This is a genomic window from Collimonas sp. (genome assembly GCF_035566375.1).
In the GTDB taxonomy this organism is placed as follows: domain Bacteria; phylum Pseudomonadota; class Gammaproteobacteria; order Burkholderiales; family Burkholderiaceae_D; genus Collimonas.
Genome location: NZ_DATMRK010000074.1, coordinates 99,889 through 122,655, shown reverse-complemented (window position 1 = coordinate 122,655; position 22,767 = coordinate 99,889). Strand labels below are relative to the sequence as shown.

The 22,767-nt window shown below is 55.6% G+C and carries 21 protein-coding genes; 12 read left to right on the top strand and 9 right to left on the bottom strand.

Annotated features, from left to right (window positions below; all coding sequences use genetic code 11):
* Positions 1–134 precede the first annotated feature (134 nt).
* Positions 135–1,409 (bottom strand): phosphoribosylamine--glycine ligase, encoded by a 1,275-nt coding sequence (gene purD / locus VNZ60_RS22680; RefSeq protein WP_325663249.1) that lies wholly within the window; start codon positions 1,407–1,409, stop codon positions 135–137.
* An 18-nt stretch (positions 1,410–1,427) separates the two neighbouring features.
* A complete protein-coding gene (locus VNZ60_RS22675; RefSeq protein WP_325663247.1) occupies positions 1,428–2,153 on the bottom strand; it encodes a YebC/PmpR family DNA-binding transcriptional regulator in 726 nt (241 codons plus the stop codon).
* 101 nt (positions 2,154–2,254) lie between these two features.
* Here VNZ60_RS22675 and VNZ60_RS22670 point away from each other — a divergent pair, with 101 nt between their 5' ends.
* The 4 genes from VNZ60_RS22670 (at position 2,255) to VNZ60_RS22655 (ending at position 6,038) form a co-directional block, all read left to right on the top strand.
* Complete coding sequence (locus tag VNZ60_RS22670) at positions 2,255–3,757, top strand: helicase HerA-like C-terminal domain-containing protein (protein ID WP_325663246.1); 1,503 nt, start codon at positions 2,255–2,257, stop codon at positions 3,755–3,757.
* 127 nt (positions 3,758–3,884) lie between these two features.
* The gene (locus tag VNZ60_RS22665; RefSeq protein WP_325663244.1) at positions 3,885–4,796 is read left to right on the top strand and encodes a DMT family transporter; all 912 of its coding nucleotides are present in this window, start codon (positions 3,885–3,887) and stop codon (positions 4,794–4,796) included.
* 80 nt (positions 4,797–4,876) lie between these two features.
* Positions 4,877–5,851: a quinone oxidoreductase family protein gene (locus VNZ60_RS22660; protein WP_325663242.1), complete on the top strand. Its 975-nt coding sequence runs from the start codon at positions 4,877–4,879 to the stop codon at positions 5,849–5,851.
* Between the two features lie 7 nt (positions 5,852–5,858).
* Positions 5,859–6,038, top strand: a complete 180-nt coding sequence (locus VNZ60_RS22655) for a hypothetical protein (protein ID WP_325663240.1) — start codon at positions 5,859–5,861, stop codon at positions 6,036–6,038.
* A gap of 110 nt (positions 6,039–6,148) precedes the next feature.
* Here VNZ60_RS22655 and VNZ60_RS22650 read toward each other — a convergent pair whose 3' ends face one another.
* Complete coding sequence (locus VNZ60_RS22650) at positions 6,149–6,781, bottom strand: DUF4136 domain-containing protein (RefSeq protein ID WP_325663238.1); 633 nt, start codon at positions 6,779–6,781, stop codon at positions 6,149–6,151.
* 538 nt (positions 6,782–7,319) lie between these two features.
* Here VNZ60_RS22650 and pepN point away from each other — a divergent pair.
* From pepN to VNZ60_RS22630, 4 genes are all read left to right on the top strand, one after another.
* Positions 7,320–10,043 carry an aminopeptidase N gene (gene pepN, locus VNZ60_RS22645; protein WP_325663237.1) on the top strand — a complete coding sequence of 908 codons (2,724 nt, stop codon included), beginning with the start codon at positions 7,320–7,322 and terminating at the stop codon, positions 10,041–10,043.
* A gap of 84 nt (positions 10,044–10,127) precedes the next feature.
* Positions 10,128–11,129, top strand: a complete 1,002-nt coding sequence (locus tag VNZ60_RS22640; RefSeq protein ID WP_325663235.1) for a class 1 fructose-bisphosphatase — start codon at positions 10,128–10,130, stop codon at positions 11,127–11,129.
* Positions 11,130–11,300: 171 nt separating this feature from the next.
* Positions 11,301–11,585, top strand: a complete 285-nt coding sequence (locus VNZ60_RS22635) for a hypothetical protein (RefSeq protein ID WP_325663233.1) — start codon at positions 11,301–11,303, stop codon at positions 11,583–11,585.
* A gap of 305 nt (positions 11,586–11,890) precedes the next feature.
* Entirely contained in the window at positions 11,891–12,448 is a 558-nt protein-coding gene (locus VNZ60_RS22630; protein WP_325663231.1) for a DUF2726 domain-containing protein, read from the top strand.
* Between the two features lie 68 nt (positions 12,449–12,516).
* Here the strand turns inward: VNZ60_RS22630 and VNZ60_RS22625 are convergent, their stop codons facing one another.
* The gene (locus VNZ60_RS22625) at positions 12,517–13,920 is read right to left on the bottom strand and encodes a diguanylate cyclase (protein WP_414648949.1); all 1,404 of its coding nucleotides are present in this window, start codon (positions 13,918–13,920) and stop codon (positions 12,517–12,519) included.
* A 241-nt stretch (positions 13,921–14,161) separates the two neighbouring features.
* Here VNZ60_RS22625 and VNZ60_RS22620 point away from each other — a divergent pair, with 241 nt between their 5' ends.
* The gene (locus VNZ60_RS22620) at positions 14,162–14,533 is read left to right on the top strand and encodes a nucleotide pyrophosphohydrolase (RefSeq protein WP_325663228.1); all 372 of its coding nucleotides are present in this window, start codon (positions 14,162–14,164) and stop codon (positions 14,531–14,533) included.
* A 37-nt stretch (positions 14,534–14,570) separates the two neighbouring features.
* Here VNZ60_RS22620 and VNZ60_RS22615 read toward each other — a convergent pair whose 3' ends face one another.
* Positions 14,571–14,981 carry a MerR family transcriptional regulator gene (locus VNZ60_RS22615; RefSeq protein ID WP_325663226.1) on the bottom strand — a complete coding sequence of 137 codons (411 nt, stop codon included), beginning with the start codon at positions 14,979–14,981 and terminating at the stop codon, positions 14,571–14,573.
* Between the two features lie 81 nt (positions 14,982–15,062).
* Between VNZ60_RS22615 and VNZ60_RS22610 the strand changes: the two genes are divergently transcribed.
* On the top strand, positions 15,063–16,310 hold the full coding sequence (locus VNZ60_RS22610) for an NADH:flavin oxidoreductase/NADH oxidase family protein (RefSeq protein ID WP_325663224.1): 1,248 nt from the start codon (positions 15,063–15,065) through the stop codon (positions 16,308–16,310).
* A 44-nt stretch (positions 16,311–16,354) separates the two neighbouring features.
* Here the strand turns inward: VNZ60_RS22610 and VNZ60_RS22605 are convergent, their stop codons facing one another.
* Positions 16,355–17,215 carry a PhzF family phenazine biosynthesis protein gene (locus VNZ60_RS22605; protein ID WP_325663222.1) on the bottom strand — a complete coding sequence of 287 codons (861 nt, stop codon included), beginning with the start codon at positions 17,213–17,215 and terminating at the stop codon, positions 16,355–16,357.
* Positions 17,216–17,384: 169 nt separating this feature from the next.
* Between VNZ60_RS22605 and VNZ60_RS22600 the strand changes: the two genes are divergently transcribed.
* Both VNZ60_RS22600 and VNZ60_RS22595 read left to right on the top strand, forming a co-directional pair.
* On the top strand, positions 17,385–18,383 hold the full coding sequence (locus tag VNZ60_RS22600; RefSeq protein WP_325663220.1) for a M14 family zinc carboxypeptidase: 999 nt from the start codon (positions 17,385–17,387) through the stop codon (positions 18,381–18,383).
* Positions 18,376–19,197 (top strand): alpha/beta fold hydrolase, encoded by an 822-nt coding sequence (locus tag VNZ60_RS22595; RefSeq protein ID WP_325663218.1) that lies wholly within the window; start codon positions 18,376–18,378, stop codon positions 19,195–19,197. Before VNZ60_RS22600 ends, VNZ60_RS22595 begins: the two co-directional genes overlap by 8 nt.
* Before the next feature lie 15 nt (positions 19,198–19,212).
* Here the strand turns inward: VNZ60_RS22595 and VNZ60_RS22590 are convergent, their stop codons facing one another.
* The 3 genes from VNZ60_RS22590 to VNZ60_RS22580 all read right to left on the bottom strand — a co-directional run bounded on the left by VNZ60_RS22590 (position 19,213) and on the right by VNZ60_RS22580 (position 22,741).
* On the bottom strand, positions 19,213–20,151 hold the full coding sequence (locus VNZ60_RS22590; protein ID WP_325663217.1) for an AraC family transcriptional regulator: 939 nt from the start codon (positions 20,149–20,151) through the stop codon (positions 19,213–19,215).
* Positions 20,141–21,586, bottom strand: a complete 1,446-nt coding sequence (locus VNZ60_RS22585) for an aldehyde dehydrogenase family protein (RefSeq protein WP_325663216.1) — start codon at positions 21,584–21,586, stop codon at positions 20,141–20,143. The genes VNZ60_RS22590 and VNZ60_RS22585 overlap by 11 nt, the downstream gene beginning before the upstream one ends.
* Before the next feature lie 276 nt (positions 21,587–21,862).
* Entirely contained in the window at positions 21,863–22,741 is an 879-nt protein-coding gene (locus VNZ60_RS22580) for a LysR family transcriptional regulator (RefSeq protein ID WP_325663215.1), read from the bottom strand.
* Positions 22,742–22,767 lie beyond the last annotated feature (26 nt).

The following is a 22,767-nucleotide window of genomic DNA, read 5'->3' as shown; positions in this document are numbered from 1 at the left end:
CTGAAAACATACGGCATTCTCGAATAAACTCTGATGCGTCATTCCCGCGAACGCGGGAATCCAGTTTAGGCAGCAATTTGGATCCCCGCTTTCGCGAGGATGACGGAGCAATATATCAATACATTCAAGCTCGATCAGCCATGTTTTTTCAGTGCGCGCCAGCCGATATCGCGGCGGAATTGTGCGCCGTTGAAATGAATCGCGTCGACCACGTTGTAGGCCTGCTTCTGCGCCATTTTGACGCTGTCACCCAAGCCGACCACGCACAAGACCCGGCCGCCGGAAGTCGTCAAACGCTCGCCGTTCAAGGTGGTGCCGGCATGAAACGTCACTGTATCGACAGTCTCGGCAGGAATCCCTGAAATCAGGTCATCCTTGCGCGGGGCGTCGGGGTAACCGGCTGCGGCCATTACCACACCGAGTGCGGTGCGTCGGTCCCATTCCAGTTCAATCGTGTCCAGCGTACCGTTGACGGCATGTTCCATCACCATCAGCAGATCGGTTTTCAAGCGCGCCATGATCGGCTGGGTTTCCGGGTCGCCCATGCGGCAATTGAATTCCAGCGTCTTCGGATTGCCTTTATCGTCGATCATCAGGCCGGCGTATAAAAAGCCGCTGAACGGAATCCCATCCTTGGCCATGCCTTGCACCGTAGGCGTAATGATTTCGCGCATGACGCGGGCGTGCAACGCCGGCGTGACGATAGGGGCTGGCGAATAAGCGCCCATGCCGCCGGTGTTCGGGCCCTGGTCGTCATCCTTGAGGCGTTTGTGATCCTGGCTGGTGGCCAGCGGCAAGATATTCTTGCCGTCGACCATGACGATGAAGCTGGCTTCCTCGCCCGCCAGGAATTCCTCGATCACCACGCGCGCACCGGCGTCGCCGAGGCGATTGTCGGACAGCATCATGTCGACCGCGCCATGCGCCTCTTCGATAGTCATGGCAACTACTACACCCTTGCCGGCAGCCAGGCCATCGGCCTTGATGACGATCGGCGCGCCTTTTTCGTCTATGTATTGATGGGCGGCGTTGACGTCGGAAAAGGTTTGGTATTCAGCAGTCGGGATATGATGCCGCTGCATGAAGGATTTGGCAAAATCCTTCGAGCTTTCCAGTTGCGCCGCTTCACGTGTCGGTCCGAAAATCTTCAGGCCGCGATCGCGGAAAATATTCACGATACCTGCAGCCAGCGGCGTCTCCGGGCCAACCACGGTGAGCGCGACATGTTCACGCACAACGAAGTCCGCCAGCGCTGCCGGGTCGGTAATGTTGATGTTCTCCAGTCGCTGATCGAGTGCGGTGCCGCCATTGCCGGGCGCCACGAAGACGGTTTGTATACGCGGGGATTGGGCTATTTTCCACGCCAGGGCATGCTCACGGCCACCTGAGCCCACTACGAGAATTTTCATAAGAGTATACGATCCGTGTCAGTCTTCGATGACTGCGTTACTGTAAATTTCTTGCACGTCGTCCAGGTTTTCCAAGGCGTCGAGCAGCTTTTGCATCTTGATCGCATCATCGCCCGAGAACACGGTTTCGGTTGCCGGCTTCATGATGATTTCAGCCATTTCGGCTTTGAAACCGGCTTTTTCCAATGCCTCTTTGAGCGCCGCAAAATCATGGGGTGTGGAAATAACTTCGATTCCGCCTTCGTCGTCGGTGACAACATCCTCGGCTCCGGCTTCCAATGCCGCTTCCATCAAGGCATCTTCATTGGTGCCGGGAGCGAACAGCAACTGGCCGCAATGCTTGAACATGAAAGCCACCGAACCTTCGGTGCCCATGTTGCCGCCGAACTTGGAAAATGCGTGGCGGACTTCGGCCACGGTGCGGATTCTGTTGTCAGTCATGCAATCGACGATGATGGCAGCGCCATTGATGCCGTAACCTTCGTAACGCACTTCTTCATAGTTGACGCCGTCCAGGCCGCCGCTGCCGCGCTGGATTGCACGGGTTACGTTATCCTTCGGCATGTTGGCGTCGGATGCCTTGTCAATCGCCAGCCGCAAGCGCGGGTTGGCGTCGGCGTCGCCGCCGCCCATGCGGGCAGCAACCGTGATTTCCTTGATCAACCGGGTCCATATTTTGCCGCGTTTGGCGTCGGTGGCGGCCTTCTTGTGCTTAATGTTGGCCCATTTGCTGTGTCCAGCCATGATGGTTCTTTCTTGCTTGAGTTAGCTATAATCAAAGCGCAATTTTACCATATTGCACTTTCTTGAAATCCACTGAAATCCATTTCCCAGCCTGCTAAAACATGTCAAATCCCCTCCTGATTGCCAAAAATGTCCAGCAAGATCTGATGCTTCTGCCGGCGTTGGTGAATCGCCACGGCTGCATCACCGGCGCCACCGGCACCGGCAAAACCGTGACCTTGCAGGTCGTCGCGCAGGCACTGTCGGATAGCGGTGTGCCGGTCTTCATGGCGGACGTCAAAGGCGATCTGTCCGGTCTCGCCAAGGCTGGCGCAACCTCGGCCAAGCTGAAGCAGCGCCTGCAGATGCTGGGCGTCGATGAGCCGCAGTGGGCAGCGACGCCGGTGACTTTTTGGGACGTGTATGGTGTACAGGGGCATCCGGTGCGGGCCACCATTTCCGATATGGGGCCCTTACTGCTGGCGCGCATGCTCAATCTGAACGATACGCAGCAGGGCGTATTGCAACTGGTTTTCAAGATTGCCGACGATAACGGTTTGCTGCTGCTGGATCTGAAGGATCTGCGGGCGATGCTGCAACACGTCGGCGATAACGCCGCCAGCTTCCAGACCGAATACGGCAATATTTCGGCCGCCAGCATCGGCGCCATCCAACGTGGGCTGATCAGCATCGGCGAACAGGGCGGCGAACAGTTTTTCGGCGAACCGATGCTGAATATCGATGATCTGATCCAGACCGACGGCAATGGCAAGGGCGTGATGAATATCCTGGCGGCCGACAAATTGATGAACGCACCGCGTCTGTATTCGACCTTTTTGCTGTGGCTGCTGTCGGAACTGTTCGAGCATTTGCCGGAAGTCGGTGATCTGGATCAACCGAAGCTGGTGTTCTTCTTTGACGAGGCGCATTTGCTGTTCAGCGAAGCGCCCAAGCCCCTGCTGCAAAAGATCGAACAGGTGGTGCGCCTGATCCGTTCCAAGGGAGTGGGCGTGTTCTTCGTCACGCAAAACCCGCTGGACATTCCCGACTCCGTGCTGGGCCAACTGGGCAACCGCGTACAGCATGCGCTGCGCGCCTACACGCCGCGCGACCAGAAGGCGGTGCAAGCCGCCGCCGATACCTTCCGCGCCAATCCAGATCTGAATACCGCGCAGGTCATCAGCGAGCTTGGCGTCGGCGAAGCACTGGTGTCTTTTCTGGATGACAAGGGCTGTCCGAATATCGTCGAGCGCGCCTTCATCCTGCCGCCGGCATCGCAGATCGGCCCGATCACCGATGACGAACGCAAGCAGTTGATGGCAACGTCGATAGTCGCCGGAGTGTATGAGACTGCAATCGATCGTGAGTCCGCATACGAAAAATTAAAGGGACGTGCTGCAGCCACTTCAACCACCAAAGATGGCGCCGAGGCAGGCACTGATTCTTCAATCGGTGCAACCGTCAGTTCATGGGGCAGTGTGCTAGGTGGACTGCTCGGCGGCGGCTCTGGGCGCAAAGACACGGTGGTCCAGGCTGTCATCAAATCCGCTGCACGCACCATCGGCTCGCAAGTAGGACGCGAACTGATTCGCGGCGTGTTGGGATCCTTGCTGAAAAAGAAGTGAAAAAAAGTGAAGCACCCGTCATCGACGATTGCGGTCTTCGGGCGGCCAGGAGGACTTGCTTTTTTCTATCCGTTCCCTTAGCAACGCAATCTTCACATACCTATTACAATTCAAAAACGGGCAAGCAATGAGCAGCAAGTTACACCCTGGAAGTCGCCAGTTTTTTCTTGGCGGCCTGGCAATTGCGGTTGCGGGCGCGATTCTATTCTCCGCCAAGGCTATCGTCGCCAAGCTGATTTATCGCTATCCGGTCGATGCCGTATTGCTGATCACGTTTCGCATGTTGTTTGCACTGCCCTTGTTTGCTGCCGTGGCTTTGTGGAAGGCGCGCAGCGAAGCGCCGTTGTCGAATCTGGACCGGGTGCGGATCGTAGTGCTGGGATTGATCGGGTATTACCTGTCGAGTTTTCTTGATTTTCTCGGCTTGCAATACATTTCTGCCGGACTGGAGCGCTTGATACTGTTCTTGACGCCCTCGTTCGTGTTGTTGATGTCGTTTTTATTTTATCGGCGCCCGGTGAGTTGGCTGGAATGGATGGCCCTGCTGATTTCTTACCTGGGGACGGTGCTGGTGTTCCTGCACGATGTGCGCCTGGGGGGATCGAATGTCGGCCTGGGCAGTGCGCTGGTGCTGGCTGCTGCAATCAGCTATGCGCTATACCTGATGCTCTCTGGAGAACTGGTGAGCCGGGTCGGCGCGATGCGGCTGGTGGCATATGCAATGTGCGTGTCTTGCGCCGCATGCATTGTGCAGTTCATGCTGCTGCGGCCGTTGCCGATTCTGTTGCAGCAGTCTGCGGCTGTGTATGGTTTGTCTATCTTCAATGCTGTGTTTTGCACGGTGCTGCCGGTATTCCTGACCATGATTGCAGTGGCGCGCATCGGCCCCGCGACTGTCGCGCAGGCCGGCATGGTGGGGCCGGTCTCCACCTTGTTTTTGGGGGCGTTGATTTTGGCAGAACCGATTACGGCGATTCAGCTGACCGGCACCGGTCTGGTGTTGGTGGGTATTTATCTGATTTCAAAGAAGAAAACATAGAAGAAAACATAAGAGCAAAAAAAGCCGGGATTTGAGGATTTCGAGGAATTTAGACGCACTATTTGGAGGTGAAAATAATCATGGTAAAAGCAATCAGGATGTCGCGGACCGGTGGCCCGGAGGTGATGGAGTATGTCGACGTCGAAGTGGGTGACCCGGGGCCGGGCGAAGTGCGGATACGGCATGTCGCTTGCGGCTTGAATTTTATCGATGTCTACTTCCGTACCGGCTTGTATCCGCAGCCGTTGCCAGGCGCCCTGGGGCAGGAAGCGGCCGGTGTGATCGAGGCAGTCGGCGCCGGTGTGGAGCATGTCAAAGTCGGTGACCGCGTGTCGTACGCCACTCGCCCCAATGGCGCGTATTCCGAAGCGCGCGTGATGCCTGCCGCGTTCCTGATCAAATTACCGGATTCCATCAGTTTCGATACTGCTGCAGCAATGACGTTGCAGGGTTTGACGGCGCAATATTTATTCCGCCGCACTTTCCCCTTGCGCGGTGGCGAGACCATTTTGTTCCATGCCGCTGCCGGCGGTGTCGGCCTGATCGCCAGCCAATGGGCCAAAGCGCTGGGCGTGACCATGATAGGCACGGTCAGTTCAGCCGAAAAAGCGGCGCTGGCGACTGCCGCCGGTTGCACCCACGTGATCAATTACAAAACCGAGAATTTCGTCGAGCGGGTGCGTGAAATAACCGGCGGTAAAGGCGTGCCGGTGGTCTACGATTCGATCGGCAAAGACACTTTCATCGGCTCGCTGGACTGCCTGGCGCCGCTGGGCACCATGGTCAGTTTCGGTAACGCTTCCGGCGCGGTACCGCCGTTCAGCTTGAACGAACTGGCCTCGCGCGGCTCGCTGACCATCACCCGGCCCTCGCTGCCTAGCTATATTTCCAATCGTGCCGCTCTGGATGCGGCGGCGGCAGACTTGTTCCAGATGGTGGACAGCAAAAAAATCACGATTGAAATCAATCAACGATATGCTTTAAAAGACGTGGCGCAGGCGCATATCGATCTGGAGTCGCGCAAAACTACCGGCTCTACCATCTTGATCCCCTGAGGCATTTATGAATGACCCTTTGAAACAGCAGCCGGATACTCACCTGGACAATCCGATGAATCATCCGGAGGAACCGGCGACTGGCAGCGAAGGTTCGCCCAAGTTTGGCCGCTTGCTGATCGTGCTGGTGTTGGCGGTCATCCTGATCGGTTTCATCACGTTTGCCAGCGAATGGTTTTATAGCTGACAAACGCCGTGCGCAATAAAAACAGCCTGTGGCCTCACCGAAGTGGGGGCACAGGCTGTTTTTCCGTAATCGGGCTTACATCGGGCTTACATCCGACTTACATCGGATTTCTATTTTTTCTCTTCAACCTTCAATTCAACCTGATGCGGGACACCGCTTTTCCCCGGGAAATCGGTAAAAGCGCTACGCACCATATACGGCATCACGGCCGGCAGCGAGTTGGTCTTGCCTTCGCTGACAACGGTGACGTCATACAGTTTCTGGCCATCGCCGGCACGCGTGATGGCTACGTTCAGGCGGCGCTGGTACAACTGATAATCGTATTCGCGCTGGCCTACCACTTGCGGCGTGTACCAGAACGGGTCGTAGAACGGGCTGTAAAATCCTGGACGTCCCCAGGCATAAGGTCCGTAAGGGCCGTACCACATAGGGTCTGCCACCACCGGTTCGACTACGTGCACGTCGCGCGCGGCAATATCGTAGTTAAGAGCGACTTTCAATTGCGGAGTAGCGTTGTCAGCTGCTGCGAATCCCAGGCGCTGTAATTCCGTGCGCACCAGATTTTCATAATTCTTATATTCCAGATCGTTGCTCTGAGCCGCCGTGTGTTCGAACGCATAGGATTTATTCGGCAAATCGGCAGGCCATTCGTTGAAGGCAACCACGTCGCTGCGGATGACCGTGGCACAACCGCCTAGCAGCAATGTTAGTGCAGCTAAACAGAGAATAATGATGCGTTTCATGTGATTCCTCTTGGTGGGGGATGGGCATGCCGATTCCATGATTTGCCTGATAGGCAATATCCGGCGCCGGCAACGCCGATTCTGTCCGGCTGGTTAACATACTGAATTACATAGCTGAACGATGGCCATTTTAGCCAAGTCTTCATAGTGCTGCTCTATCGCTTTGTCACTATCTGTAAGCTGACGGATAGGGTTTGTGGCTTGGTAAATAATAAATAGTGCATTTATGCTAATTTTAAGCGAATTTCCATGCCGGCACTTTTATTCGCGGCTTGATATCGACAGATCATCGATAAGGCGGCAATTCCGTTGCAAATTGCATGATGGTTTTGCTCTTTGATTGGTAGAATCACAGTCTGCCCGAAATATTGAGACTGACCAGCCACGTTATTAAGCAACGTTATTAAGCAAGTCACTGAGCGATCCTTAGCAGACCCACTTAGTTGCCCTTAGTTGCCGACTGTAGTTATCAACCATAGTTATCGACCATTGTCATCAATCGTAGTTATCAATACTAACCGTTACCAGACTACTTCCCATGCGCACAGACACCTCAGCCACGCCAGCAACCATTCTCCGTAAGGATTACACCGTTCCAGCCTTTCTGGTCGACAGCGTCGACATGGGCTTTGATCTCGATCCTGCGGCCACTCGTATCGCTACACGCATCACGATGCGACGCAATCCGGCCAGCAGCAGCAAGGAAATCGTCTTGTTCGGCGAAGAGCTGGAACTGGTGCAACTGCGCCTCAACGGCAAACAATTGAAACCCGGCCAGTACCAGCTGGAAGCTGGAAAATTGCGGATCGCATCGGCGCCGGCCAAGGTGGTGCTGGAAATTGAAACGCTGACCAGTCCGGAGAAAAACACCTCGTTGATGGGTTTGTATGTGTCCAACGGTAATTTCTTCACCCAGTGCGAAGCTGAAGGTTTCCGCAAGATTACCTATTTCCCTGACCGTCCCGATGTGATGGCCAAATATACCGTCATGCTGCGCGCCGACAAGAAAAAATACCCGGTGCTTCTGTCGAACGGTAATCTGATCGAAGAAGGCGATCTGGCCGACGGCCGCCACTACGCCAAATGGGAAGACCCGTTCAAGAAACCGTCCTATCTGTTTGCGCTGGTGGCTGGCAATCTGGTTTGCCAGGAACAGAAATACACCTTGAAATCCGGTCGCGAAGTGCTGCTGCAGGTCTGGGTGGAAGACGGCAACCTGGACAAGACCCAGCACGCAATGGATTCACTGATCAACAGCATTCGCTGGGATGAAGAGCGGTTTGGCCTGGAACTCGATCTGGATCGTTTCATGATCGTTGCCGTCGGCGACTTCAACATGGGCGCGATGGAAAACAAAGGCCTGAACATTTTCAACACCAAATATGTGCTGGCCAATTCGCGTATCGCCACTGACGTCGACTACGCCAATATCGAAGCCGTGGTCGGCCACGAATATTTCCACAACTGGACCGGCAATCGGGTTACGTGCCGCGATTGGTTCCAGCTGTCCTTGAAAGAAGGCCTGACCGTGTTCCGCGACCAGGAATTTTCGGCGGACATGGTTGGTACCGACAGCGGCCGCGCCGTCAAGCGGATCGACGACGTGCGTGTCTTGCGCCAGGCGCAGTTCCCGGAAGACGCCGGTCCGATGGCGCACTCGGTGCGGCCTGACTCCTATGTCGAAATCAATAATTTCTACACTGTGACGATTTATGAAAAGGGCGCCGAAGTAGTCCGCATGTACCAGACTTTGTTTGGCCGCGACGGCTTCCGCAAGGGCATGGACTTGTACTTCGAACGGCATGACGGACAAGCGGTCGAGTGCGACGACTTCCGCGCCGCGATGGTGGATGCCAACGGCCGTGACCTGAGCCAGTTTGAACGCTGGTACAGCCAGGCCGGCACGCCGCGGGTACAAGCGCAGAGCAAGTACGACGCCGCCAGCAAGACCTACGAACTGACTCTGTCGCAGACTTGCGCGCCAACCCCGGGCCAGACCAAGAAATTGCCTTTCCATATCCCGGTAGCAGTCGGCCTGCTCGACAGCAAAGGTAACGACATGCCGTTGCGTTTGCAGACAGACGGCAAGGGCAAGGCCAACGGTGATGCCGGTGCCGCAACTACTCGTGTACTCGAATTGACCAAAGCCCAGCAGACCTTCCGCTTTGTCGATGTCGCTGAACCACCGGTGCCTTCGATCCTGCGTAATTTTTCTGCGCCGGTGGTGCTGGAGGTCGAATATAGCGACGCCGAGCTGGCTTTCCTGCTGGCGCACGACAGCGATCCATTCAATCGCTGGGAAGCTGGCCAACGCCTGGCTACGCGTAGCTTGCTGGCGCTGACTGCGGCGCTCCAGGATGCTTCGCAAGCCGGCCATGTGGCGGCGCTGCAAGATGTCTTGGACAACGCGACTTCCAACAGCGGCGCCCTGGGTTCGGCATTCGGCCTGATCCTCAACGATGCAACACTCGATGCTGCTTTCCGTGAGCAAGCCTTGACGCTGCCGTCGGAAGTGCTGCTGGCAGAACAGACTGAAGTGATTGATCCGCAAGCGATCCATAAATCGCGCCAGTATCTGCGTGGCAAACTGGGGCAGGCACTCAAGGACGATCTGCTGGCGGCTTATCACGCCAATCAAACGCCGGGCGCTTACAGCCCCGATGCAGAAGCGTCCGGCAAGCGCGGATTGAAGAGCGTTGCCTTGTCGTATCTGATTCAGGCCGACGACGCTGCGGCGCATGCACTGGCGCAGCAACAATACGATAACGCCAACAACATGACCGACCGCCTGGCAGCACTGGTTGCACTGACTAACAGCAGTGCGCCGGGCAAGGCCGCCGCCCTGGAAAAATTCTATAAGGATTTCGAACAGGAAGCACTGGTCATCGACAAATGGTTCGCCCTGCAAGCTACGGCTCACACCGCTGATATCGCGGTTATCCGCGCTTTGCTGGAGCATCCGGCCTTTACGTTGAAAAATCCGAATCGCGCGCGCAGCTTGATTTTCAGTTTCTGCAGCGGCAATCCAGCCAATTTCCACGCGGTCGATGGCAGCGGTTATGAGTTCTGGGCCGACCAGGTGATCGCACTTAACGGCGTCAACCCGCAAGTGGCGGCGCGCCTGGCGCGCAGCCTGGATCGCTGGCGCAAATATGCGCCGGCGCTGCAGGAAAAAATGCGCAGCGCTTTGCAGCGCGTCGCAGCAGCACCAAACTTATCCAAAGATGTACAGGAAGTCATCGGCAAAGCACTCGCCAATTGATTTTTGCCGTTTTTGCCATGTTACGGTCTGGCGCCGATTTGCCCCGCGCCAGGCCGTGAAAAGCCACAACAAAGAAAGAGCAATATGAAACGTATCAGTCTTACCCAGCACCTGATTGAGCAACAGCGTTTGCACAACAGCATTCCGGCAGAACTGCGCTTGTTGATTGAAGTAGTCGGACGCGCCTGTAAAACCATCAGTCACGCGGTCGGCAAGGGCGCGCTGGGCGAAGTGCTGGGCAGCGCCGATAGCGAAAACGTGCAAGGTGAAGTACAGAAAAAACTGGATATCATTTCCAATGAAATCCTGCTGGAAGCCAATGAGTGGGGCGGTCACCTGGCGGCCATGGCTTCGGAAGAAATGGAATCGATTCATCCGATTCCGAACCGCTATCCGCAAGGCGAATACATGCTGTTGTTCGATCCGCTCGACGGCTCCAGCAATATCGACGTCAACGTCTCGATCGGTACCATTTTCTCGGTATTGAAAGCACCGGACGGCATGAAATCGCCGACTGAAAAAGATTTCATGCAATCGGGCCGCAAGCAGGTCGCCGCCGGCTACGCCGTCTACGGCCCGCAAACCATGCTGGTGCTGACTACCGGTAACGGCGTCCATTGTTTTACCTTGGATCGGGAAATGGGTTCGTGGGTATTGACCCAGCGCGATATGCAAATCCCGGCCGAAACCAAGGAATTTGCGATCAATGCATCCAACGCTCGCCATTGGCATCCGCCGGTCACGCGTTACGTCAACGAGATGCTGGAGGGCAGCACCGGGCCACGTCAAAAAGATTTCAATATGCGCTGGATTGCATCGATGGTTGCTGACGTCCATCGTATTCTGAACCGTGGCGGTATCTTCATGTATCCGGCCGACGCTCGCGAGCCGGACAAGCCAGGCAAATTGCGTCTGATGTACGAAGCCAACCCGATGGCCTTCATCGTCGAACAAGCCGGCGGCGCCGCCACCGACGGCAAACAAGCGATCCTGGATATCCAGCCGGAGAAATTGCACCAGCGCGTGCCGGTTTTCCTCGGTTCGAAGAGCGAAGTTGAACTGGTGACGCGCTACCATCAGGAATAAGCAGGAACCCTCTCCGTGAGATCAGGTCCGATGCAGGGCAGGGATCGGGTTTTACGGAGCGTCACGACGGTTACACGCCAGACCTAGTAAAATCGCTCACCTGCAAGCTAGCGTACATGCGGCAAGCGTAGCTGTAGCAATATTTATCAATATAAAGACAAGAGGAATAGATTGAAAACTGCACTAATCGGAGATAAGGACGTCCCCGAGTTCGATCACGACATCATGACCAATCTGCTGGTCAGGACGGTAGAGCTGAACGTCGTCAGGCAAGAACAGATGTTGCTCGGCATCCGCAATGCGAAACAAGAGATTTATCGTGTTATCGGCGCTTCCAACAGCAAACAATTCAATAATGCCGCGGAAGAGCTGGAAGATCTGGGTTTGAGCAACGAACTGGACGAAGTCGATCGCGACAAGAACGGCTACGATGCGATTTTTGGTTTGACCGAGTAATTTCGGCCGGCAGATACTGTCAGCTCAACGGGCTGACAGGGCTAAGCTGGACGGTATCTGCCCTCCGCTCTTCCCCCTTCTATCTCCCCCCCCTTTTCCTGCCTCGCTGGCCCCGGCTTAGCCGATACGGTTCTGCGTCTTGCAGCCGTCGGCAATTCTTTCCAATTCTTCCTTCTATCGAGCTTGCCAAAGCCGTGCTTCTGCTCGCCATCAGAGTGAAGTAGAGGAAAGCTCCGTATTTTTGACTTCATTATATTTCTATATGGAAATATAATGGCCGCTGCATTCAACTAGGGAACAGAATAATGAAAGCAATCATTGCACTGACGGTGCTAACGATCATTATCATGGCGGTGATTGGCGTGGTCACCAGGGAGAAGCAGGCGACGCAACAGAAGCGCCGCGAATACATCAAGAAAAGACCGTTATCTAACAACGAACAGGTTATGTACTGGCGGCTGATTGGCGCCTTGCCAGACTATATGGTGCTGGCGCAGGTCGGCTTGAGCCGTTGCCTGGGCACCAAGGACAGCGCCGGTCTCGATACTCTGACATCAAAGAATCTGGATTTCGTGATTTGCGATAAAGCCAGCGATGTGGTCGCGGTGATTGAAATAGACAACAAGAATCACAACAACAAGATTCTCAGTAAAGAGGATGAAAGAAAATACAAGGCACTCAAAAAAGCGGGCATCGATATCATCAGATGGCGCGCAAATTCGCTGCCAAGCGAAGCCGACATCCGGGAGCGATTCACGCTGCTGGACCCTAGCAAAAAGCTGAGAGTGGTGAAACCTAAAAGCCATCAAACCAGCATATTCGGGATAGGCATAGGCAAATACCGCAATACCGGCGCCGGCTGAAATGCGATGACAGCTTTGTGATGCGAGGCTGCTGCAAGGTTATTGCGGGGTTACTGCGAGGTTACTGTTTATACCGTAATCACGCAATTGCGGCCCTGGTCTTTAGCGCGATAAAGACGCTCATCCGCAGCACGGAAAATCGTGTCGATGGTGCTGCCGTCGCGGCCGAATTGCGATACGCCGATGCTGACCGTGAGTATCACTTTGGGCATGACGATGCTGTCGAACACAGCATTTTCCGTGCCCGATCTGATGCGTTCGCCGATCGTCACTGCCAGTTCCAGCGTCGCTTGCGGCAGCAACACCATGAACTCCTCACCGCCCATGCGCGCCACAACGTCATAGGGACGGATCTCTTCCAGGCATTTCTGCACAAAACCCTGCAGCACCTCGTCACCTGTCTGGTGGCCGTAGTGATCGTTGATGGCCTTGAAGTTATCCAGATCGAGGGCCAATAGGGCAAACGACAGGTTGTCTCGCTTTGCCCGGGCGATTTCGGCGTCCACTCTTTCGATAAAATGGCGGCGGTTGGCGGCGCCGGTCAATGGATCGGTAGATGCCAGATGCTCCAGTTTCTGGTTGCTATGCTTTAATTCTTGCAGCGCATTTTCTGTTCTCACCATCGCCATCGCCAGGCGATTCACCATTTCTTCCTGATTGTAGACATTGGCGAATGAACGGGTGGTGTGGAATGCCTGGATGATGCCGTAACTGAGGAAGAAAAATCCGCCGGCAAAAATGGCGTGCGCCAGCCACCACATATGGTTCCAGGGACGGCCAAGAATGAAGGCCAGCGATGACAGGCCGAACAGGGCGATCGAGATACCGAAAATCGTCATCAGCGGTGAGCGGATCCTCCCAGCCAGCATGATAAGCAGATTGACGGCGGAGAAAAACAGCGCTCCGCCTTCCATCGTCAGACGGACCGCCGGATTGCCGGCAATCGCCGAATAGGCGACAATCGCAACCGCGATGTCGACCAGCAAAAACACCGCTATCCATTGCAGCCATGAGCGCGGGTTGGGGCGTTGTTCAGGCGTATCTGATTCCTGGTTGAACGACAGCAAGCCAATCAGCAGCAAGATCGCCATCGCCAGGCGAGACGCCGGTCCGTACAGCAGGAACAGCCAGATATTGTGATGCGCCATGCCGGTAAATGCGCCGTGCAAAGCATAGATCAGGGTAAACCCGAAAAAACCCAAGGTCAGCCAGCGCAGCAGGGGCTCTCCCGACGACAGGTAACAGCGCCAGCTGACATAGGTAACAAACAGACCTTCGAGAGTAGCGGCGGCAATCGCGATTTCGTGGAACAGGTGATTTTCAAATTTGAGTGCCGGATCCTGGAAGAAATACAGGTAGGCAATCAGCACTGCGGGGGATAGGGCGAAGGCGGCAATCAGGAGCGCCGCGTAAATTTTGGTCAGCCGGCGAATCGGCTCTGGCCGTTCACCGATTTTTGCGCTCATGTCCATATGCATCCTCGCTGAGATGATGGTTCCGTCATGATGGCCCGCTACTAAAATTAAACGGAAAATTAAACGGCGGCACGTCAGTTCACAAAATTACTGTCAAAAACAAGTTCCTGTAAGCAAGGTAACAAACATTCTTGTAAGAAAATAGGCCTACGCAAAAAAATATTTCAAGCATCGCTGGGATTGGGGCCGGATTTTGTCACACTCTGGATACCTATATGACATTAAAGGGGGCGCTTCCATGATCGAGCAGTCAAACAACGGCGAGTTTGCCAACTTACGCGATCAAATTCGTCAGTTCGTTACTGAACGCGACTGGGATCAATTTCATACTCCCAAAAATCTGTCCTCTGCGCTGTGTGTTGAGGCGGCCGAACTTCTTGAACACTTTCAATGGCTGCAGACAGGCAACGGCGATGAGCTCAGTCCGGAAAAATTACAGCAGGTCCGGCATGAAATGGCCGATGTACTGGTTTACCTGATTCGTCTGGCCGATAAGCTCGATGTCGATCTTAGCGCCGCGGTATCAGAAAAAATGGTCCTTAACCGGCTTAAATATCCGGCAGATAAAGTGCGTGGGGATGCGCGTAAATACTCGGAATATAAGGACTAGCGGAATACAAGGACTAGCAGCAGCGCTGGCGATCCATTTAGTGTTTCCCTGGTTTAGCCGGCTTGCCTTTGACCAAGTCAGTGGTGTGCAGGCATTCTCCCTCTGCCCAGGTTTCTCGCAGCGTGGTGCGTAAGGCCTGCAGATGTTGCTGCTGCTCACGCAGCGTATCCATGAGCTGCTCGATCTCCTGCAATCGTCCGTCCAGTTTGCGCAGCAGATCATCTTTGGATAGCTCTTCTTCGCTGGCAAATACGCTACGGATAGCGTCCAGCGAAAACCCCAGGCTTTGCGCCATCTGAATCCGGCGCAAGCGTTCGATGGCTGCCTCAGCATAGTCGCGATAACCGTTGCTCCCGCGTTCCGGCTTGGGCAGCAAGCCGCTTTGCTCGTAATAGCGGATGGCCGAGGCTGCCATGCCGGTTTTGTCTGCCAGTTCACCAATCTTCATATCGCTTGACCTTCAAGTTGACTTCAAGCTTAGCATACAGTATTTCCTACTTCCGCTAGCGAGCTTGCCATGATCTCAGCCATGATTCCAGCAATAACCTCAACCATGTTTTCATCTTTGCAACTACCGAACGGCAGCATCTTGCCCAATCGCCTGGCCAAGGCTGCCATGGAAGAAAACATGGCAGACAGCGGCCAACTACCCGGCGCTGCCATCCACCGCTTATACCGGGCCTGGGCCGATGGCGGCGCCGGCCTGATCATTACCGGCAATGTGATGATCGACGGCCGCGCCTTGACCGGCCCGGGCGGCATAGTGCTGGAAGCCGGCACTCCATTGCAGCCTTTCATGCAATGGGCCGAGGCCGCAAAACACCAGGGCGCACAAGTGTGGATGCAACTCAATCATCCCGGTCGCCAGGTGATGGCCGCAATGGGCGGCGCGGCATGGGCGCCTTCAGCGCTGGCGCTGGACATGGGCAAGCACAGCAAGCTCTTCGTACAACCCAAAGCCATGAGCGATGCCGAGATCCAGGAAGTCATAACACGCTTCGCCGCCAGTGCAGCCGCTGCCGAGCGGGCGGGCTTTAACGGCGTCGAGATCCACGCCGCCCATGGCTACCTGATTTCACAATTCCTCTCGCCTTTGAGCAATCAACGCAGCGATGAATGGGGCGGCAACCTGGCCAACCGGGCGCGTTTGTTGCTACAAGTGGTACGCGCAGTGCGCGCCACGGTGTCGGCCGGCTTTTGCGTCGCGGTGAAACTTAATTCCGCCGATTTCCAGCGCGGCGGCTTTAGTGAAGACGACGCCAGGCAAGTCATCCTGTGGCTCAATGAGCTGCAGGTGGATCTGGTCGAGCTGTCTGGCGGTAGTTATGAAAGTCCGGCGATGCAGGGGCGCACCGCCGATGGCCGTAGCCTGGCGCGCGAAGCCTATTTCCTGGAGTTTGCCAAAGAACTGGCAGCCGTCGCCCGTATGCCCGTAATGACTACCGGCGGCATCAGTCGCAAGGCGGTGGCGGAACAGGTTCTCGCCAGCGGAGTGGCGGTGGCGGGCATGGCGACAGCGCTGGCGATAATTCCCGATTTGCCGGCGCAATGGCTGGCCGGCGGCGACCAGACCGCGCACAGTCAGCAAGTCGACTGGAAGGATCAAGTCATGGCGGCAGTGGCGCGCATGGCCCTGGTCAAACGCCGCTTGCGCTTGCTCGGCGCCAGCCGCATGGCGACGGCCAATCATTCACCGCTACTGAGTTTGATTATCGACCAGCTACGCACACGCCGCCTGACACGGCGCTATCGGCGCTGGTCGCAGGGGCGGGCTTGACGGGCTTGAGTAAGTCGCTGCGCCCGTGCTACCGGATTTGATCGCTACAAACTGATCTTGCCGCGGCCGATTTCGATGACTTTGCCGCCTACCTGGATGGCGTTATCAGCCGTCACTTTAAGCCGCAACAGACAGGGCCGCTGCACAGCTTCGCCTTGTTCGATTTCATATTCGACAGGCAGCGCATGGCGACTGGCGATCAGCCAGCCGCCAAGATTGGCGCAAGCCGATCCGGTGCCCGGATCTTCGACCACGCCGCCACCTTGCTTGGCAAAGAAGTAGCGCGACAGGATCCGGCCGGGGCGCTCCGGATCGAAAGCAAATACATACACGGTCTTGCGCTCAAGGCTGCTTTCAGGCCAGGCGTCTAGCTGCGCGCTGTCGGGACGGGCGCGGTGCACGGCGTCCATGCTGCGCAGTGCTACCAGCAACTGATCGGTGCCGGTGTCGACCCACAAAGGCGGGGCTAGCAAATCGTCTTCGCGCAAGTTGAGCAGTGCCGCCATCCCGGCCTGGGTCAGATTTGCCGGCGCCGTTTTCAGCCCGCCACTTTGAGGCGCGGTGAGCGTCCAGACATCGCCCACGGCATGGACTGGGACTATGCCCGCGGTGAATTCCAGCGAGAGTGCATCGCCGGTTCCGGCCAGATCGCGCACCACATGTGCAGTGCCCAGCGTAGGATGGCCGGCAAACCGCATTTCATAGCCGGGCGTGAAGACTCGCACGCGGGCGTCGGCGCGCTCGGACGGCAGGATAAAAGTGGTTTCCGAGAGATTGAACTGCAGCGCCAATGCCTGCATGGTGGCGTCGTCCATGCCGCGCGCGTCTTCAAATACACATAGCTGATTGCCGCCGAAAGTGGATTCAGCAAAGACGTTGAGGATGCGGAAGGAGTAGGTGGCCATGGAAAACCTGCTGTTCTGATAAGAGGGAAATTCTAGCAGGTAAATTGCAGCAAACCGGCCTCGTTGAAGGGGTGGTTTTTTTAGATATGCCCTTGACAAGACCCCAAACAAAGCGCAAAAGTTTTCCTTGTCCCGATGCACAAAAAAATGGGGCAGAGGGGGCGCCAAAATGGAAGTCGATTTGCCGGAATTGATCGAGCTTGAACGCATTATTCAGGAGGGGCGGCCTTACCTCGAAGCTCGGTCCGTATGCGAAATAGAAATGAAGGGTCATCTCTTCCCGGTCTATGTCTTGTCTATCGGCAGCAAAAATCCGGAGGCGCCGGCAGTCGGTTTTTTCGGCGGCGTTCACGGTCTCGAACGCATCGGCACCCGAGTTCTCCTAGCCTTCTTGCGCAGCTTGCTGGCACGTTTGAAATGGGATGCGGTATTGCATCACCAATTGGCGTCGGTACGTTTGATTTTCATGCCTTTGGTGAATCCTGCCGGGATGTGGGACAGTACCCGCAGCAATCCGCGCGGTGTCGACCTGATGCGCAATGCGCCGATAAATGCTAGCGAGAAAGTCCTTTTTTTGCTTGGCGGACAACGCATCAGCCCGCATTTGCCTTGGTACCGTGGAGCATGCAACACGCCGATGGAGGCTGAGGCCCAGGCATTGTGCAACGTCGTCCAGCAAGAGCTGCTGAGCCGTCAATTCAGTATCGCACTGGATTGCCACTCCGGCTTCGGATTGAAGGATCGCATCTGGTTTCCTTACGCCTGCAGCAGGACGCCGATCCGGCACTTGCCGCAAGTTCTCGCTCTCAAGGATCTGTTTAATCAAACCTATCGCGAACACAATTATCTGTTCGAAGCGCAAAACTGCCAGTATCTGACCCATGGCGATCTGTGGGACTACCTTTACCTGCAAGTGCCAGCCAGCAGTGATCAGGTTTTTCTCCCCCTCACGCTGGAGATGGGATCCTGGCTTTGGGTAAAAGAAAATCCGCGGCAACTGTTTTCCCGTCTCGGCATGTTTAATCCAAAATCACCGGGACGTCTGCATCGTGTGCTGCGCAGCCATCTGGTATGGCTCGATTTTCTTACCAGGGCCGCCAGCGCTCATCAGTATTGGATGGCAGGTATTCCTGAGCAAGCAGAACAACATGAGGCGCGCCATGAATAAATGGGTGTTTCTGAGAGGGCTGATGCGGGAGACACGGCACTGGGGAAAGTTTCCGGAGCTGTTTCGTTCGATGGTGCCGGAAGCCGATATCACACTTCTCGATTTACCCGGCAACGGCAGCCTGCACGCGCTCAAAAGCCCTATGCGAGTGGAGCAGATGACAGATTTCTGCCGGCGCCAGCTCTTGAGCCTGGATATCGCGCCTCCCTATTATTTGTTTGCTCTATCTTTAGGAGGGATGGTCGCGACCGATTGGGCTAGCCGTTATCCGGATGAAGTTGATGGCTGTGTTTTGCTCAATACCAGTTTACGGCCAGTCAGCCCATTCTATCGACGCCTGAGGCCGCGCAATTATCCGGCGCTGCTGGCTCTTGGTCTGTTCGGTCTGCATAAGCGCAATGTCGCAAGGCAGGAAAGTCTCTTGTTGCGCTTGACCAGCAATCAGCATGCTCAGCAAGCAGATGTGCTGGCTGACTGGATCAGTTATCAACGCGACCAACCGGTTACTTATCGGAACGCCCTGCGGCAGCTATGCGCGGCAATCCGTTATCGCGCACCTGCGCATGCGCCGCAGCCGCCGTTGCTGATTCTTGCCAGCGGCACGGATCGCTTGATCGATCCACGCTGTTCACAGCAGTTGGCGCATCAATGGCAGGCATCTTTGGCGGTACAAGCCAGCGCAGGCCACGACCTGCCGCTGGACGCCGGGGAATGGGTGGCAGAACAGGTGCGGGATTGGCTTGTGAGATCGTCCAATGCAGATTGGCGCCGGCGAGACCACCGTTCCCCTCGCGGCCTGGAGCGCATCGACTGATATTGACGCACCGGACTATTGCTCCAGTTCGTGGTGCTTCAGGTATTCCATATCTTGCAACGGCGATGCTCCGAACAATCTGCGATATTCCCGGCTGAACTGCGACGGGCTTTCATAGCCCACCTTGAACGCCACCGTCGCAGCTTCGATATTCCCGCTTAAGAGTAGCTTGCGTGCCTCCAGCAGGCGTATCTGTTTTTGATACTGCAAAGGGCTCATGACGGTGATTGCCTTGAAGCGGTGATGCAGGTTCGACACGCTCATGCTGACTGTCTTGGCCAGCTTCTCGATCTGCATCGGTTCGGCGTAGTTTGTCTTGATCCAGTGAATCGCTTGATTCACTCCTTTTTCCTGATAATGCGCCAGCACGGTTTGACCCAGCAGGTCGCCGTCTTTCGCACTGATGAGGCGGTACAGGATTTCTTGCTTGACCAAGGGCGCCAGGGCGGCCAGGTCCTTGGGTTTCTTCAATAGCCGCAGCAGGCGTAGAAACGCATCCTGCAATTCAGCATCCGACGCTTCTACATAAGCACCCGCACGCGAGCGAGAATTCTTTGGAATCGCGATTTTGCCGTCAATAATCTGCGCGGCGATTTCCTTGGCGTCCAAAGCAATTCTCACCCCGAGATAGGGCTCTGCAACCGAAGCCTCTGTTACCTGGCCCGAAACCGGCATATCGATGGCGGAGAGCACATAACTGCCGCTTCCATAGTGCGTTATTTCGGTCCCTATGAGTACCTTCTTCTTCCCTTGCAACACCAGGCACATCGACGGTTCCAGCATACCCCTGCTGAGTTCGGTGGGGCGGACGAAACGAATGAACGAAAGATAGGGCAGCGCAGTGGGCATATCACGCTGCTCTTCAGGAATATTTTTGAAATGGCTAAGCACCTCCGCCCGCAGCAGGTCCAGCGGGCTGGAGGGCAATATTGAAGAGTTGCCGCTATTGCGCATTTTCATTACTTGTTTCACCGTGGCCCATGATGGCTTTCGGTTCCAGGTAGGCTTCAAGTCCGTATGTGCCAAACTCCCTGCCGATGCCTGACTGTTTGAAGCCGCCAAACGGCGCTCTAGGTTCATCATACATGCCATTGATAAACACCCGGCCGGCGACGATCCGGGCCGCCACACGATTTGCCCTGCCGATGTCTGACGAACTGACGAAGGCGTGCAAACCATAGATTGTGTCATTCGCGATATCGACGGCTTCCGCCTCGGTTTTATAGCTCAGAATCGACAGCACCGGCCCGAAAATTTCTTCTTGCGCGATTTTCATGTCCATGGTCACGTTCGCGAACACAGTAGGCTGCACGAAGTAGCCGCTGTCAAGTCCGGCCGGATGACCGGCGCCGCCGATCAACAGCTCTGCGCCTTCTTCCACGCCCAGGCGGATATAACGTTGCACCCGGTCATACTGCGTTTGAGTGACCATCGGCCCGATCGCCGTAGCGCTGTCGCGCGGATCTCCCACTTGCAAGGCTTGCACCGCTTTTTTCACCAGAAGTTTTACTTCATCGAGACGACTCTCAGGAACGATCAGCCTGGTGCCGGCCATGCAAGCCTGGCCGCTATTGACGGTCGCCGCCGCCACCGCAATAGGAATGGCTTTTTCCAAATCGGCATCATCCAGGATCACGTTCGGAGATTTACCGCCGAGTTCCAGGGTGACCCGCTTCATCGTATCCACCGCGCCGCGAACGATGGTTTTACCGACAGCAGTCGAGCCGGTGAATGAAATCTTTGCAATATCGGGGTGGCGAGTTATCGCTGCACCTACCGTCGCGCCACGCCCGGTAACAATGTTAATCACGCCAGCAGGCAAACCGGCCGCGTGCAAGCACTCGGTAAGCAACTGGGTTTGCAAGGAGCTCAGCTCGCTGGGTTTGATCACAGCCGTGCTGCCGGCGGCAATCGCCATGGCCAGCTTGCTGCAGATGAAACCGTAGTTGGCGTTCCAAGGAGTGATGAGGCCGACTACCCCAAGTGGTTCGAGCACGACTTTCGAGATGCCGACATGCTTGACGAAATCAAATGTCTTCAACAGTTCTTTTGCCAGAAGAAAGCTATTGGCTGCGCGCTGCGTGCTTGCATTGCTGATGCGGCGCGGGCCGCCGTATTCTTCAATCATGACTTCCAAGAGTTCGTCTGATCGCGCCGCTACGGCGTCGTGCAAGCGCTGCAAATATTCCATACGCTGCTCTTTGGTGGTTTGCGAAAAACTCTTGTAAGCTGCCTTTGCCGCGGCTATGGCGTCTTGTGCATCCTGTTCATCCGCGAGCGTAACCCGGCCGATTACCGTCTTGGTCGAAGGATTGATGAGTTCGAGCGTTTCTGTGCCGTGCGGTTTGGTGAATCTACCGTTGATATAGATGTGGTCTAGCGTTTTCATGGGATCTCCGTGGATGAACGAAACGTTGATCTCATCTTAGGCGGCGCGCATGAACTGGGGTAGATCAATGCTGTGGGAGGATTGCCTGATTCTGCCGAAATCGCAAAGGGGAGAGGAGCGGGAGTGGCTACCAGCAAGCAATAGTTTTAGTGATAATTTGTAAATTTTTTAAAGAGGCGCTGCAGAACCATACATCACCTGGTATTTTTGAGGGATGGAAATTTCGAGTTGCTACTGCTTCTTCTATCCAGACTATGACGTCGTAACACGGTACACTTATTTCGGATGTCCCGACATCGCAAGCCTAGGTTCTCGCTCAATGCAATCAACCAGAAAATCCATCACGACTTTCACTAATGGACTACGCCGAATGTCCGGATACACAATCATCCAGATCTCTCTCTCGGGTGCTTCCACTTCCGTCGGCAGTTGAACCAGTTCCGGGTCGATCTCGCCGACCATTGTGGGCAAAACGACCGCGCCAACATGGTCCCTTGCCGCTATTTGCTGTGACATCAGGTCACTCGCAAAGAATGTTATTGGACGATCTGCCCTAATTCGATGTAACCAAATTTGCTGTGGCAGATGATCGAGCGACTCGTCATAAGAAATGAATGTCCAACGCTCGGGAGGACGTCGGCTGAACTCGCGCGTACCGTAGAGCCCGAATCGCACCACACCTACCTTTTTTCTGATCAGTTCGCCTTCCTCAGGACGAACGGTGCGAATCGCAATATCAGCTTCTCCCTTACTCAATGCTGCCAAAGATGTGGAAGGCTGCAAAATCAAACGAAGCTTGGGATGCGCGGCTCGTAGCGCCGCTATGCGAGGAACTATGCATGCTCGTGCGAGTGACGGAGGAGCGCTAACTCGGACAGCGCCTGCCAGCCCGATAGAGGCCGTACGCGAGCGCTGCTCTATCAAGCTCGCCATTTGCTCCATGTTCTGCGCCAGAATGGCGACAGCTCGCCCGTCTTCTGTTAGCGGGCGACTCCGGGGAAGTTTATCGACAAGTCGCAAGCCCAATGCCTTCTCGAGCGACTCTATCCGTCGCCCTACCGTAGCGTGTTCGATACCTAACTCTCTGGCAGCGCCCGAGAGTGATTCCGTGCGCGCCAGTACCGTAAATATGTAGAGATCTTGCCAATCAAACATCGGTAAATATTTTCACGGAAAGGGTG